This window comes from Streptomyces stelliscabiei (assembly GCF_014873495.1).
In the GTDB taxonomy this organism is placed as follows: Bacteria; Actinomycetota; Actinomycetes; order Streptomycetales; family Streptomycetaceae; genus Streptomyces; species Streptomyces bottropensis.
Window position 1 is genome coordinate 6,403,102 of the sequence record NZ_JADBGF010000001.1, and the last position, 13,808, is coordinate 6,416,909.

The window sequence follows — 13,808 nt, forward strand, 5'->3', positions numbered from 1 at the left end:
TGTGCCGTGGCTGCGACGCGGCGGCTCCGCGCCCGGAGTCTCCGCCGCCGGCCGCGTATCCGGTGACGGACCCGTCGGTGACGTACCCGGCCGCTCCGCCGCTCGCGACCCACACGGAGCTGCCCATCCAGTCGCCGCACGGCCCCGCCTGGCTGCGGTCACCGGTGGCGCTCGGGCGGGCGGTGGCGATCCTGCTCGGCGCGGTCGCCGCCGCGGACGTGGTCGCGGTGTGGGCGGACCTCTCGCTCCTCGACGTGTCGGACCGGCTGGCCGGCGAGGACTGGAGCGTGGCTTTGGAGCGCGACTCCGACCGGGCTGACGGGCTCGTCGCGCTGGCGGGCATCCTCCAGACGCTCACCTACGTCGCCGCGATCGTCGTCTTCCTGGTGTGGTTCCACCGGGTGCGGGTCAACGCCGAGGTGTTCGACCCCTTCGGGCATCGCAAGAAGCGGGGCTGGGCGATCGGCGGCTGGTTCGTGCCGGTGGTGAACCTGTGGTTCCCGCGCCGGATCGCGATCGACTGCTGGGACGCGAGCAGCCCGTGGGAGAAGCCGCGGTCGCACGCGCTCGTCAACACCTGGTGGACGCTGTGGCTGCTCAGCCTGTTCGCGGGGGAGGCCGGGGACCGGGCGTACCTCAGGGCGGAGGAGATCGAGGAGTACCGGGTGGCCGCTCGGCAGATGCTCTTCGCGGACTCTCTGGAAATCGTGGCCGCCGTGTTCGCCGCCCTGTTCGTCCTCGCGCTCACGCGGATGCAGAACGACAGGGCGCGCGGCGGTCCGCGCGAGCCGGAGCCCGGCACCGTGTGAGCCCGGTCCCCTGTGGGCCGTCTGCGCGGAACCGTGCGGATTGCCCGATTCCGGGCGCGAACTGCCGTACGTGTGTGGTGTATTCCCGTTATGGGGTACTGGGGGTACTACGTCGTGGGCAGAAGCGGGCAGCGTCTGTCGGGGCTGGACGCGCTGGGCGGGGCCAAGGGGTTGACGTTGTGCGCGACGGCGGCCGGTGACTGGCAGGTGTGGGCGTATCCGACGGGCGCGCCCGGTGCCGAGACCGCGACGGCGGCCGGCGACGTCGGGAACATGAACACGCTGGCCCGGGAGACGGGGGCGCCCGCGCTGTTCGGCTACGTCATGGACAGCGACTGTGTGGTCGTCGAGGCCGCCGGGCCGGAGAGCGGCGCGTGGACCACGTGTCTCGCGCGGCGGGCCATGGCCGCGTACCTGGGCGACGGCGAGGGGCTCACCGTCGAGGACTACTTCCTCGAACCGCGCGACGCCGCCGAACGTGCCGTCGCCTGGGCCGCGGAGGCCGGGCGGGCCGTCGACGCGCAGGCGCTGGTCGATGTGTTGACCTCAGAGCCTGGACCGGCGGACCCCCTGGCTGAAAACATTCTGTTCCGGTTGCTCGACCGGCTCGGGGTCGTCCCTCTGTGACACTCCCGTGCCGTCGCACGCAGTAAGGGGAAGTGCGGGCTCCGTATAACCGGGGTGTGGTCGAGCGGGATACAGGGGAGGCGCGATGAGCCTGGTGGAGCTGTTGGCCCAGGCCGACGAACGCGGTCTGGCGGCAAGCGGGTTGGCTTGTTTGGACCGTTGCGTACCGCTTCTCGGTGGTGACGACGAGGTCCTGCGTCCGCTGTGGGCGGGACTCGTGGACGACGGCGAGGGGTGGGGGGAGAAGGTCGCGAAGGCACGGGGTGAACTGGCCTCGTCCGATGCCGATGCCGATGCCGATGCAAGCGCAGCTGTCGGCGCTGGTGCGGCTTCCGCCTCCGGTGCGGACGTGGTCCTGCTGGCCCGTCGGATGCTCGACGCGGTTCCCGACGAGCGGTCCGGTGACGCGTTGCGCGCGTGGGCGGAGGTCTGCTCCGTCTCCGCGCTGAGGATCCATCAGTTGCTCGACCCGCTGGACGCCGGGGGAGAGGACTCGGTGGCGGACTGCCGTGCGGGCCGCACCGAGGGGGCCTCCCATCTGGTCGCCGCCGAACTGCGCCGGCAGGTCGTCGTGCTCGAACTGCTCGCGCAGCACGGGGCGGCGGGGGTGCGCCAGGCGCTGGGTGTGGCCACGGAGGGGCGGCGCGTGCTGCGGGCGGTCGTGTCGCGGCGGGCGCGCGGGGCGGGGCGGTAAACCTCGGTTCCTGGCAGGTCCTGTGGGTGTCCTGAGGCCGGGTGTGGCGGTCCTGCGCCGGTGTCGCGCACACGCTGAAATCGCGAAACGTCTCACGCGGGGCGGGCGCTTTCCCGAGTGTGAGCGCACAGCAGACATTCAGTTCGGGCGATGCCCCCAGCGCGCCGGGGAGCCTCGGGAGCCGGCCCACGAGCGCGGCGAAGCCCCTTCGGTGGGCGGCCGACGCGGTGGCGATGATGCGGGAAGGGGCGCGGGTGCGCCTCGACTACTCGACACAGAGTCTGTGGCGGGTGGACCGGATGATCGAGGAGATACGACGGGAGGGCGCGCCCTACGCCGCCGTGGAGGGGGCGTTGCGGGGGTTCGGGGCGTACGGCGGTGAGGTCGTCGTGCGGTGGGCCGGGGGCGAGTGGGTCGCGTCGGGCGGGGGGTTCTGGGTGCGGACCTGGGACGGCCGCTTCTGGGATCCGCTGGACGAGGCGCGGCGCTGTTTCGCCGGCGAGGGTTCGCTGCGGCTGCTGTGCCGTGACGCGATGCCGTCCGGCTGACGTGGCCAGGCGCGTCGCCGCGGGTGAGCGGGTCCGCTGCGGGGCCGAGGTGGCGGAGGTTGACGGTGTGACACTTCCGTGGAGCCCGGCGCAGATGACCATGGGGGCTTGGCGGCGGCCGGGACGGTCCCCGCAACGCCATCCCGGCACCGACTCGGCACGGGCTCGGACAGCCTGCGGCCAGGGAGGGGAACCTCGGCGCGTGCAGGCGTACGACGGTGAACTGGGCGCGGCCGTCGCGCGGGCCCAGGCCGGGGACGAGGCCGCCTTCGCGGTGGCCTACCGGCTCGTGCAGCCCGGACTGCTGGGGTACCTGCGCGGCATCGTCGGGGACGACGCGGAGGACGTCGCCTCGGACGCCTGGCTGGAGATAGCGCGGGACCTCGGGCGGTTCAAGGGCGACGGGGCGGGGTTCCGGGGCTGGAGTGCGACCATCGCCCGGCACCGGGCCCTGGACCATCTGAGGCGCCAGAGGGTCCGGCCCCGGGCGACCGCGCTGGAGAACGACCTGCTGGAGCTGCCGGGCACGCACAGCACCCCGGACCAGGCCCTGGAGACCCTCTCCACCGAGCAGGCGCTCGCACTCGTCGCCCGGCTGCCCCGCGATCAGGCCGAGGCCGTACTGCTGCGCGTCGTCGTCGGCCTCGACGGCCCCGCCGCCGCCCGTGTCCTCGGCAAACGCCCCGGCGCGGTCCGTACCGCCACGCACCGGGGGCTGAAGCGACTGGCCCAGCTCCTGCGGAGCGAGGGTGTGACGGATGACGGCCCCCGGACGCTGGGGGAGTCGAGATGACCGACAGCGACCACGGCCTGCACGGCGCCGACACCCACCACCGCGCCCACGCGTCCGCCGACAGGGAAGGGCACCCGCGTGACGACCAGGGCCCTGCCTCCCTGTCCGACGGCGTGACCGCGCCCTCCGTCGAGCGTGTCTCCCCCCTTCTCGCCGCCGCCGTGCGCGGTGGCGGGGAGGCCGACAGCGTGGGGGAGGCACGGGCGGTGGCGGCCTTCCTGGCCGCGCGGGAGACGGGGGCGCGTACGGCCCGTACCCGGCGGCGCGACGACTGGCGGCCGAACGCGCGGCGCCGCGTGCAGCTGTCGATCCGTACCACCCTGGCCGTACTGCTGGCGGGCCTCACCCTCGGCGGAGTCGCCTTCGCGGCGGTCGGACCGGCCGCACGCGACGACGAGGGCGCCGGCCGGGAACACGCGCGCGACGGAGGCCAGGAGCGGCGTCCCCGTACGGCCGACAGCGCTCCCGCCCGTCCCGGACCCTCCACCGCGGACCGCCCGGACCTGGACCAAAAACCCACCGCGTCCGGGCAGCCGGGCAGCACCGACGGACCGCGCAACGGCGGCGGCAAGCCCGACGGCAAGTCCGACGGCAACGACAAAGGCCGTAGCGAGGGCGGCAAGCCGAGGCCCTCGTCGCGTCCCGCCGGTCCCGACGCGTCAAGGGCGGCGAACGAGTCCGGGCGGCCGGGAGGCGAGGGACGACGTCCGGCGGTCGCGGAACGCGACGAGGCGGGCGCGGGACGGAAGCCGGGCGGCGAAACGCGGGGCCCGGAAACGAAGTGAGGCCGGCGTGCTCGCAAGACCCCCGTACTCGCAAGACACCCGGCCGACTCCGCCGATGGCAACGGCCGGGGCCGCCACCCCCCACAGGAGAGGCCCCGACCGTCGCGCGGCACGGGCCGCGCGGCGACCCGTACTCCCTACAGCGCCGCGCCCACGTTTTCTGTCACACCTCGCCGCATCACGAGTTAGTTGCATGTTCTACGGACATGGACGGTCAGCGGTTTCAGGCCGTAACGTGCCTTTCGCGCCGGATCGTGGAGGGCGGAAGACCACCGCAACCACAGCGGTTCCGAGACCGCGACCATCGATCGAGGAAGGGGCGCGTGGGTGCTGGGGGACGACGCGGAGCTGACCGCCGCGGTGCTTGCGGCACAGGACGGGGACGAGACCGCGTTCCGGACTGTGTACCGCTCGGTGCACCCACGGCTGCTCGGATACGTGCGGACGCTGGTCGGCGATCCGGACGCGGAGGACGTCACCTCCGAGTCCTGGCTGCAGATAGCCCGTGACCTGGAGCGGTTCAGCGGAGACGCCGACCGGTTCCGCGGCTGGGCCGCGCGGATCGCCCGCAACCGGGCCCTGGACCACATACGCATGCGGGGCCGCCGGCCCGCGATAGGCGGCGACGAGACCGAGCTGACCGCCAAGCCTGCCGAGTCCGACACGGCCGGCGAGGCGATGGAGTCCCTGGCGACCGGCCGCACGCTCTCGCTCATCGCCCAGCTGCCGCAGGACCAGGCGGAGGCGGTGGTCCTGCGCGTCGTCGTCGGCCTCGACGCGAAGACCGCCGCGGAGACTCTGGGCAAGCGCGCGGGAGCCGTACGGACGGCCGCGCACCGGGGGCTGAAACGGCTCGCCGAACTGATCGGGGAGAATCCGGAGACGGCATCGGAGACCGACCCGGAATCCAGGGGTCCGCTGGACGCCGTACCCCGACCGAGAGCCGCGCGCGTACGCGCGGCCACGTCCGCCGGTGTGACGCATACGCGTTCGCGGACGCAGAAGGATGTGTGATGGCCGACGAGCAGTACAGGTGGCTGAACCGCGACGCCGCGGAGCGGCTGCTGAGCGGGAAGCCGCTCGAAGCCGTCGACCCCGATACCCGTGCCCGTGCCGACCGGCTCGCCGAGGCGCTCGGCGCCCTGGCGGCGGAGGCCGCGCCTGAGCCTTCACCGGATCCCGAACTCCCGGGCGAGGAGGCCGCGTTGGCCGCCTTCCGCACCGCCCGCACGACTTCCTGGACCCCTGCGCTCGACTCCGGTGAGAGCGGCCGGGCCGAGGAGTCCGGCCGCGGCGGCCGTACGCACCCCGCCGCCTCGCCCGCGGCCGACGCGGGTGTCGTCCACCTCGGCCGACCCGCGCGGACGTCCGCCTCGTCGGGGAGCCGACGGGCCCGCTGGGGCCGCCCGGTGCGGTTCGGGCTGGTCGCGGCGGTGGCCGCCGGGATGCTCGGCGGGGTCACGGTGGTGGCCGGCGGCGGCGCGCTGAGCGTGTTCCGCGGCGACGAACCGGAACCCTCCGCCACCGTTTCCGCCGGCCGGTCGCCGGACCGGCCGCTGATGTCACCTTCGCCCGACACGGAGAAGGGCGACGACAGGCGCGGGGCGTGGGGCCAGGCAGTGCCCGACGAGTCTCCGGCCCCCTCCTCGCAGGGCGACGCCCCCTCCGGCGAGGGCACCGGCGGTGCCGACGAGGACGAGCGGTCCGGTGCGAGCGGGCGGGACGGGCAGCCCACCCCGGAGTGGTGGCGGAAGGTGACCTCCGCCTGCCGTGACGTACGCGACGGCAAGGAACTCACCGCCGACCGCCGCCGCGGCCTGGAGGACGCGGCGGGCGGCAGGGGCCGGGGGCAGCTGAAGCGGTACTGCGAAGGCGTCCTGTCCGGCGGCTCCGTCAACCCCGGCGGCTCCGGCAAGGCGAAGCGGTGGGGTGCCGGCACCGGGACGGGCGCCTCGGGCAATGGCGGCCCGTCGGTCGGCGGCGACAAGGACACCCGGTCGGGCAACGACTCCGACGATGACGACGACGCGCACCACGGCAAGGGCCGAGGCGGTCACGGGAACGGCAAGAGCCGCCACGGGAACGGCCGGGGCGACGGCAAGGGCCTCGGGCACGGGAACGGCAAGAACAAGGGCGGCAAGAACAAGGGCCACCAGGGCGGACAGGGCGGCAAGGGGAACAAGGGCGGGAAGGGCAGCGGTGGCAGCGGTCACCGGGGTCAGTTCGCGGCCGTGACCCCGGTCGGCTTCGGCGTCGGCCCCGCCACCGCCGGACAGGCGCTCACACATCCCTCCTGACCTGCGTTTTCGTATCCGCTCCGAATTCTTTCGCTGAACGGGTAACACTTTTGGCCGCCCCGGCGCAGTAATGAGTGAGCCGACTGGTCATCGGCCGTCGCACAGAGCCGGGGTTCCCCCCGTACCTACGGCTCGTGCACCTCGGCGCGGGCGGGACACGTTCCCCCGGTCCCGCCCGCGCCCCATTACCCCCGTGATTCCCCCGTGACCCCGTACTTCCCCTGACGCGCGGGACACCCTCCCGCTATGCGTCGTGTGACGCACGTCACTTGATCCGGGGTCCATTCGCCGTTCGACCGCTGTCGTCACCAGTACACGACGACCTTGTCGCCGTTCCTGACCTGCGCGAACAACTGGGCGATCGCCGCCTTGTCCCGGACGTTGACGCAGCCGTGCGAGGCCCCGTAGTAGCCGCGGGCCGCGAAGTCGGCGGAGTAGTGGACCGCCTGGCCGCCGCTGAAGAACATGGCGTACGGCATGGGGGTGTCGTACAGGGTCGACACGTGGTCACGGGACTTGAAGTAGACGCTGAAGACGCCCTCGCGCGTGGGTGTGTACTCCGAGCCGAAGCGCACCTCGACCGTCGTCAGGGTCCGGCCGTCCACCATCCAGCGCAGCGTGCGGCTCGTCTTGCTGATGCAGAGCACCCGCCCGGTGAGGCACCGCGGGTCGGGCGACGCGGCCGGCTGTCCGCCGTAGGCGTACAGGTCCCATTTGCCGGGCTCCCGTGTCATGTTCAGCAGCCGCGCCCAGGTGACGCTGTCCGTCTTCCCGGTCTGCGGCAGCCCGCGTTTGCCCTGGAAGCCCCGGACCGCCTGGACGGTCGGGTCGTCGTACGTCCCCGTGGGCCCGGTGAAGAGCCACGCGATCTGCCGCAGCCGGGCCTGCAGTTCCCGTACGTCCAGTCCCGCGTCCCCCCTGGCCCACAGGACCGTGGGGGCGACGGTGGGGGTGGGGGTGGCCCTGCGCGGTGGGGTCTGCTCATGACGTCCCTTGCCGTCACCGTCACCGTCGGCGTCATCGTCATCGGTGCGCGCGCCGGCGTCGGCGCCGGCGCCGCCGTCCCGGTCGCCGGTGTCCTGCTTCGGGGCGCCGCTCGGCGTGCCGGTCACGTCGACGCGCACGGGCCCGCGCTGGTCGCCGTGCACCTCGATGCCCTGGGCCGTGCAGGCGCCTGCCAGGGCGAGTGCCGCGAGCGCGGCCATCGATCTCCGCATGTCCCTGGTACGCATCGGGGCCCCCGTCTTCTCATGATCCGCCGCGGCCGGTCACTCTCCCGGACAGGTTTCCCGGACGTGACCCGTCGCGAACAAACGGGCATGGTTGTGAGCAAGGTCCCAGCCAGGACCGCTCCACCGGGTGCTGACTCGCCGCCACAGCCCCTCGCGAGCGTCAGTACGGGTGAGTGGCGAGCGAGTGTCCGCACCGGCGGCAGGACGGAGGCACACCATGGCGCGCGAGTCGGAGTCAGGACTGCCCATCGAGCCGGTGTACGGGCCGGAGGCGCTGCGGGACTGGGATCCGGCGGAGCGGCTCGGCGACCCCGGCGCGTACCCCTACACCCGTGGTGTCCATCCGTCGATGTACACCGGCCGACCCTGGACGATGCGTCAGTACGCCGGCTTCGGTACGGCGGCGGAGTCCAACGCGCGCTACAGGCAGCTGATCGCCGACGGCACGACGGGGCTGTCCGTCGCGTTCGATCTGCCCACCCAGATGGGCCACGACTCCGACGCCCCGATCGCCCACGGCGAGGTGGGCAGGGTGGGCGTGGCGATCGACTCCGTCGACGACATGCGGGTGCTGTTCGACGGGATCCCGCTGGACAGGGTGTCGACGTCGATGACGATCAACGCGCCCGCCGCCCTGCTGCTGCTGATGTACCAGCTGGTCGGCGAGGAGCAGGGGGTACCGGCCGACCGGCTCACGGGCACGATCCAGAACGACGTGCTGAAGGAGTACATCGCGCGCGGGACGTACATCTTCCCGCCCAAGCCCTCCCTGCGCCTGACCGCCGACATCTTCCGGTACTGCGGGACCGAGATCCCCAGGTGGAACACCATCTCGATCTCCGGCTACCACATGGCCGAGGCGGGTGCCTCGCCCGCGCAGGAGATCGCGTTCACCCTCGCCGACGGCATCGAGTACGTGCGCACGGCGGTCGCGGCGGGGATGGGTGTCGACGACTTCGCCCCCCGCCTCTCCTTCTTCTTCGTCGCCCGCACGACGATCCTGGAGGAGGTCGCCAAGTTCCGCGCGGCGCGCAGGATCTGGGCCCGGGTGATGCGGGAGGAGTTCGGCGCGCGGAACCCCAAGTCCCTGATGCTCCGCTTCCACACCCAGACGGCCGGCGTGCAGTTGACGGCCCAGCAGCCGGAGGTCAACCTCGTCCGCGTGGCCGTACAGGGCCTCGCGGCCGTGCTGGGCGGCACCCAGTCCCTGCACACCAACTCCTTCGACGAGGCGATCGCCCTCCCGACCGACAAGAGCGCCCGCCTGGCCCTGCGGACACAGCAGGTGCTGGCCTACGAGACGGACGTGACGGCCACGGTGGACCCGTTCGCGGGTTCGTACGTCGTCGAGAGGATGACCGACGACGTGGAGGCGGCGGCCGTCGAACTGATGCGGAAGGTCGAGGACCTCGGCGGCGCGGTCGCCGCCATCGAGCACGGCTTCCAGAAGGGCGAGATCGAGCGCTCCGCCTACCGGATCGCCCAGCAGACCGACTCCGGCGAACGGGTCGTGGTCGGCGTCAACCGTTTCCGGCTCGACGCCGAGGAGCCGTACGAGCCGCTCCGGGTGGACCCGGCCATCGAGGCCCAGCAGGCGGCACGGCTCGCGAAGCTCCGCGCCGCACGCGACCGGTCGGCGGTGGAGGCGGCTCTCGCCGCCCTGAAGAAGGCCGCCGAGGGCGAGGACAACGTCCTCCCTCCGATGCGGGAAGCCCTCAGGGCCCGCGCCACCGTGGGCGAGGTGTGCGACGCGCTGCGGGAGGTCTGGGGGACCTACGTCCCCGGCGACGTGTTCTGACGCGGACGCCGAACCGGGTTGTCGTACCCCCGTGCGACACTCCCTTCCATGTTCGGTGTCACTGACCTGCCCACCTATCTGGCAGGACTCGTCCTGATCGTCCTCCTGCCCGGCCCCAACTCCCTCTACGTGCTGTCCGTGGCCGCCCGGCGCGGGATACGGACCGGGTACCGGGCCGCCGCCGGGGTGTGGGTCGGGGACGCCGTGCTGATGACGCTGTCGGCGGCGGGGGTGGCCTCGCTGCTGCAGGCCAACGCCGTGCTCTTCGGGATCGTGAAGTACGCGGGCGCCGGGTATCTGTCCTGGCTGGCGGTGGGGATGCTGCGGGCCGCGTGGGGGATGTGGCGCAGCCGCCACGAGCGGTCGGCCGAGGGGGCGGGGGGCGAGGCCGTCGAGGGGGAACGGCCGTTCCGGCGGGCCCTGGTCACCAGTCTGCTCAACCCCAAGGCGATCCTGTTCTTCGTCGCCTTCTTCGTGCAGTTCGTGGACCCCGGGTACGCCTACCCGGCCCTCTCCTTCGTGGTGCTCGGCGCCCTCGCCCAGATCGCCAGCTTCCTCTACCTGAGCGCGCTGATATTCAGCGGCACCAGGCTGGCCGCCACCTTCCGCCGGCGGAAGGCGCTGTCGGCGGGCGCCACCTCGGCGGCGGGCGCGATGTTCCTCGGGTTCGCGGTCAAGCTGTCGCTGGCGAGCAGCGCCTGAGCCTCGCCCGGGTCTCGCCGGGCTCGCTCAGGCCAGACCCGTCGCGGCCGCGTATGCCGGGAGACCGGCCGGGGTCTCGCCGGCCCAGCCCACATAGCCGTCGGGGCGGATGAGGAAGACACCGGTGCCGTAGGCCTCGTAGGCCGGGATGTGGGCCCGGCGCACGTTCTCCGGCCACGCCGGCTCCGACGGGTGCGGCCGGTCCGCCGTCGCGTCCCTGCGGGCCGTGCCGCCGTCTGGGGCGGGCGTGCCGTCCGTCGCGTGCGTGCCGGCCGCGGCGTGCGTGGCGTCCGTGCCGACCGTGAGCAGGGTCCAGTGCGGGCCGCGGAAGACGTCGAAGAGGTGTACGCCGCCGCGCCGGCCGTCGGGGGCGCGGTCGCCGGCGCGAAGGGCGTCCGGGGGCAGGTTCTCGCGGGTGTCGACGCACAGGGAGCTGTCCCGGTAGCCGAGGCCCAGCTGCTGGGTGTCCCGGCCCCGGCGCTGCTCGCCCCGGTGCACCCGGGTGGAGAGGCCGAGCATGGCGGCGGCCACCGGGCGCCGCTCCTCCTCGTACGTGTCCAGCAGCGTCTCGTCCGCGTCGCCCCGCACCACCGCGCCCAGTTTCCAGCCCAGGTTGTACGCGTCCTGGACGCTGGTGTTGAGGCCCTGGCCCCCGGCGGGCGAGTGGACGTGCGCGGCGTCCCCGGCGAGGAACACGCGCCCGGCACGGAAGTGGTCCGCGAGCGCTGCCCGCGGCCGGAAGTCCGAGGCCCAGCCCACCTCCGTCACGTCCTCGGCGGCGAGGTGGGAGCGGGCGGCGACGACCTTGCGGACGCCGTCCGCGGAGAGGTCGACCACCGTGCCGGGGTCGGGGAAGTTCGCGGCCAGCTGGAAGTCCTCGGTGCCGGGGAGCGGGCAGAGCGCCATGAAGCCGTGCTCACCGGCCGGCGGGAACAGGTGCCAGTTGTCGCGGTCGAGCGCCGGGACGCGGATGTCGGCCACCAGGGTGGGGCTCGGGTCGACCGTCTCGCCGGTCATGCCGATGCCGAGCAGGCGCCGCACGGTGGAGCGGCCCCCGTCGGCGGCCACGGCGTAGCGGGCGCGGACCTCGGGGCCGGTGGTGAAGGACGCCGTCACGCCGTCCGCGTCCTCGGTCAGTCCCGCGAGCTCCCGGCCGAAGGCGACGTCGCCGCCCAGTTCCCGCAGGCGGGACAACAGGATCCGCTGCGTCCGCCACTGGGGGATCAGCCAGGGGCCCTGGTACGGCTCGGCCTCCGTCGGTGCCGGCACGTCGAACATCCGGTGCTCGCCCTGCCTGCTCCCCCCGCTCCAGACCATGCCGACCGGGGCGGGGGCGCCGGCGGAGCGGATCGCGTCGAGGACGCCCAGGTCGTCGAGGACCTCCAGGGTGCGGGGCTGCATCCCCTTGCCCCGGGAGCCGGGGAACAGAGCGGCGGCCCGCTCCACGAGCAGGGCGCCGATGCCGCGCCGGGCAAGGTCGACGGCGAGGGCGAGGCCGGTGGGGCCGGCTCCGACGATCAGGACGTCCGTCGTCAGCGGGGTGGGAGCGGTCGCGTGGGAGGTCGCGTGGGTGGTTGCGCTCATGGGTTCCGGTCTCCTTAACGTCGTTAAGTAGAGCTGCGTGCAGCAGCATGCGCTTAACGCCGTTAAGCTGTCAACGTGGTTCCCAGGAAATCCCCGAAGCTGGACAAGGCACAGGTCGCCGAGGCGGCCCTGCGGTTGCTGAACGAGGTCGGTCTGGAGGGGCTGAGCCTCCGGCTGATCGCCAAGGAGCTGGACGTCCAGGCGCCCGCGCTCTACTGGCACTTCAAGAACAAGCAGGACCTGCTCGACGAGATGGCCACCGAGATGGTGCGGCGCATGGCGGCGGACTGGGCCGGGATGCCGTCAGGGGGCGAGGACGGCGCCGACTGGCAGGAGGCCCTGCGGGCGCGGATGCGGGGGCTGCGCGAGCACCTTCTGCGGTACCGCGACGGCGCGAAGGTGTACAGCGGGACGCACTTCACCGACCTGTCGTACGCGGCGCCGATGGAGGCGAACCTGCGCATGCTCACGGCGGCGGGGTTCTCGCCGGCGGGGGCCGCGCGGGCCTGGTTCACGGCGTACAGCTACACGATCGGCTACGTCATCGAGGAGCAGGCGATGGGGGCGGACCCGGCGCGGGGCGGGGAGGGGTACGACCTTGCCGCGCGGGCCGAGCGGTTGGCGGGGTATCCGTTGGCCGTGGAGGCGGGGTGGGAGATGTTCCGGGACCAGGAGCGGGGGTTCGAGGTGGGGCTGGAGGCGGTCGTGGCGGGGGTCGCGGTGGTGCTGCGGGGGAGTGGGGGGAGCTGAGGGTCCAGCCTCGACAGGACACCGGCCGCCGCCCCGCCCTCTCACCGCTTCCTGCCCGCCCTCGCCCTTCTGATCGTCCTCGTCACCAGCGGGGGCAGCAGGTCCACGGCGAGTCTGCGGGCGGGGTTGTGCGGTGGACGCGGGCGGGCGGGGGGCTTTGGAGCCAGGGCTGCCGGGCTCGGGGGTTCCGGCGGGGTCCAGTGGCGGGACTTGGGGAAGGCCGGGGGCCGCATGCCCTTGGACTTGAGGCGGATGATGCGATGGCCGGCCGCCTGCTGGTTGCTGATGTGGCAGTCGTCCCGGCGCCCGACCATCTCCAGGAGGGCCTCCTGGACGGGCTCCGGGTCGTCCCACGTGCCGTAGAGCTTCTGCGTGCTGAGGCAGATCGGGTTGAGGCCCCGGTTGAGGACGGCCTCCCACGCGGCGATGGAGACCCCGGGGGTGTGCTCCGAGCGGAAGTCGTCGAGGACGACCAGGCCGCCGGGGAGGAGCAGGTCCCGCGCGGCGGTGATGTCGCCCGCGACATGCTCGTACAGGTGCGAGGCGTCGATGTGCACGAAACGGCAGGAGCGCGGCTCGACCTCGCCGGGCACGATCGAGCTGGGGCCCTGCAGGACGCGGGGCAGTTCGTCGTGGAAGGAGAGGTAGTTCGCCTCGAAGGCCCGGCGGGTGAGCGTACGGCGGTAGGACTTGGTGGCCTCCGCCGCGTTGGCGTCGTCCGGCGCGTCGCTCTCGAAGAGGTCGCAGACCGTGTAGGCCTCGCCCTCCTGGAGATGCCGGCCCAGGAAGATGGCGCTCTTGCCCATGTAGACGCCGACCTCCAGGAGATCGCCTTTCCCGCCCGCGACCTCCTGCCGGTTCAGGAGCCAGTCGAAAAGCAGCTGATCGAGCACCGGAAACCAGCCGGGAACGTCGTCGAGTTCACGGGGGAGTCGGATCGTGCCGTGTTCAGGGGTCATTTCAGAGGTCGTTTCAGAGGCCATGAGGACAGAAGACTCTCTTGTGTCGACGAGGCGAACAGGCGATATGCGCACAAGCGGCAGGTGACGGCCGAGCGGTTATGAGCGGATGGGTTGGAAGGGGGAACCGGTCAACTCATGAACTGGTGAACGGGCCAGGAACCTACGAGACGGCTATGGCCTGGTCAAGGATGCTGCGGAGCCTTACCGCCGAGGTGATGTCGAATCCT

At 72.9% G+C, this 13,808-nt stretch carries 14 protein-coding genes; 11 read left to right on the forward strand and 3 right to left on the reverse strand.

Annotated features, from left to right (window positions below):
* Positions 1 to 77: 77 nt before the first annotated feature.
* The 8 genes from H4687_RS28390 (at position 78) to H4687_RS28425 (ending at position 6,553) form a co-directional block, all read left to right on the forward strand.
* On the forward strand, positions 78 to 809 hold the full coding sequence (locus H4687_RS28390) for a DUF4328 domain-containing protein (protein ID WP_046919843.1): 732 nt from the start codon (positions 78 to 80) through the stop codon (positions 807 to 809).
* Positions 810 to 899: 90 nt separating this feature from the next.
* Positions 900 to 1,436, forward strand: coding sequence for a hypothetical protein (locus H4687_RS28395; RefSeq protein WP_005481000.1), 537 nt, complete (start codon positions 900 to 902; stop codon positions 1,434 to 1,436).
* A gap of 85 nt (positions 1,437 to 1,521) precedes the next feature.
* Entirely contained in the window at positions 1,522 to 2,130 is a 609-nt protein-coding gene (locus H4687_RS28400; RefSeq protein WP_050399478.1) for a hypothetical protein, read from the forward strand.
* Between the two features lie 119 nt (positions 2,131 to 2,249).
* Complete coding sequence (locus H4687_RS28405) at positions 2,250 to 2,678, forward strand: hypothetical protein (protein WP_020113899.1); 429 nt, start codon at positions 2,250 to 2,252, stop codon at positions 2,676 to 2,678.
* 202 nt (positions 2,679 to 2,880) lie between these two features.
* Positions 2,881 to 3,471, forward strand: a complete 591-nt coding sequence (locus tag H4687_RS28410) for an RNA polymerase sigma factor (RefSeq protein WP_005480994.1) — start codon at positions 2,881 to 2,883, stop codon at positions 3,469 to 3,471.
* Positions 3,468 to 4,256, forward strand: a complete 789-nt coding sequence (locus H4687_RS28415; RefSeq protein WP_050399479.1) for a hypothetical protein — start codon at positions 3,468 to 3,470, stop codon at positions 4,254 to 4,256. Before H4687_RS28410 ends, H4687_RS28415 begins: the two co-directional genes overlap by 4 nt.
* A 327-nt stretch (positions 4,257 to 4,583) precedes the next feature.
* A complete protein-coding gene (locus tag H4687_RS28420) occupies positions 4,584 to 5,270 on the forward strand; it encodes an RNA polymerase sigma factor (RefSeq protein ID WP_046919408.1) in 687 nt (228 codons plus the stop codon).
* Positions 5,270 to 6,553: a hypothetical protein gene (locus tag H4687_RS28425; protein WP_046919407.1), complete on the forward strand. Its 1,284-nt coding sequence runs from the start codon at positions 5,270 to 5,272 to the stop codon at positions 6,551 to 6,553. The genes H4687_RS28420 and H4687_RS28425 overlap by 1 nt, the downstream gene beginning before the upstream one ends.
* Before the next feature lie 305 nt (positions 6,554 to 6,858).
* Here the strand turns inward: H4687_RS28425 and H4687_RS28430 are convergent, their stop codons facing one another.
* Complete coding sequence (locus H4687_RS28430) at positions 6,859 to 7,785, reverse strand: L,D-transpeptidase family protein (RefSeq protein ID WP_179860031.1); 927 nt, start codon at positions 7,783 to 7,785, stop codon at positions 6,859 to 6,861.
* 217 nt (positions 7,786 to 8,002) lie between these two features.
* On the opposite strand from H4687_RS28430, the gene H4687_RS28435 reads away from it, so the two are divergent.
* Complete coding sequence (locus tag H4687_RS28435) at positions 8,003 to 9,583, forward strand: acyl-CoA mutase large subunit family protein (RefSeq protein WP_046919631.1); 1,581 nt, start codon at positions 8,003 to 8,005, stop codon at positions 9,581 to 9,583.
* A gap of 48 nt (positions 9,584 to 9,631) precedes the next feature.
* The gene (gene leuE / locus H4687_RS28440) at positions 9,632 to 10,285 is read left to right on the forward strand and encodes a leucine efflux protein LeuE (RefSeq protein WP_050399482.1); all 654 of its coding nucleotides are present in this window, start codon (positions 9,632 to 9,634) and stop codon (positions 10,283 to 10,285) included.
* A 27-nt stretch (positions 10,286 to 10,312) separates the two neighbouring features.
* Here the strand turns inward: leuE and H4687_RS28445 are convergent, their stop codons facing one another.
* Positions 10,313 to 11,869 carry an FAD-dependent oxidoreductase gene (locus H4687_RS28445; RefSeq protein WP_046920297.1) on the reverse strand — a complete coding sequence of 519 codons (1,557 nt, stop codon included), beginning with the start codon at positions 11,867 to 11,869 and terminating at the stop codon, positions 10,313 to 10,315.
* A 75-nt stretch (positions 11,870 to 11,944) separates the two neighbouring features.
* Between H4687_RS28445 and H4687_RS28450 the strand changes: the two genes are divergently transcribed.
* Positions 11,945 to 12,619: a TetR/AcrR family transcriptional regulator C-terminal domain-containing protein gene (locus H4687_RS28450; RefSeq protein ID WP_050399483.1), complete on the forward strand. Its 675-nt coding sequence runs from the start codon at positions 11,945 to 11,947 to the stop codon at positions 12,617 to 12,619.
* A 41-nt stretch (positions 12,620 to 12,660) separates the two neighbouring features.
* Here the strand turns inward: H4687_RS28450 and H4687_RS28455 are convergent, their stop codons facing one another.
* Positions 12,661 to 13,578: a class I SAM-dependent methyltransferase gene (locus tag H4687_RS28455; protein WP_050399484.1), complete on the reverse strand. Its 918-nt coding sequence runs from the start codon at positions 13,576 to 13,578 to the stop codon at positions 12,661 to 12,663.
* Positions 13,579 to 13,808: the final 230 nt, after the last annotated feature.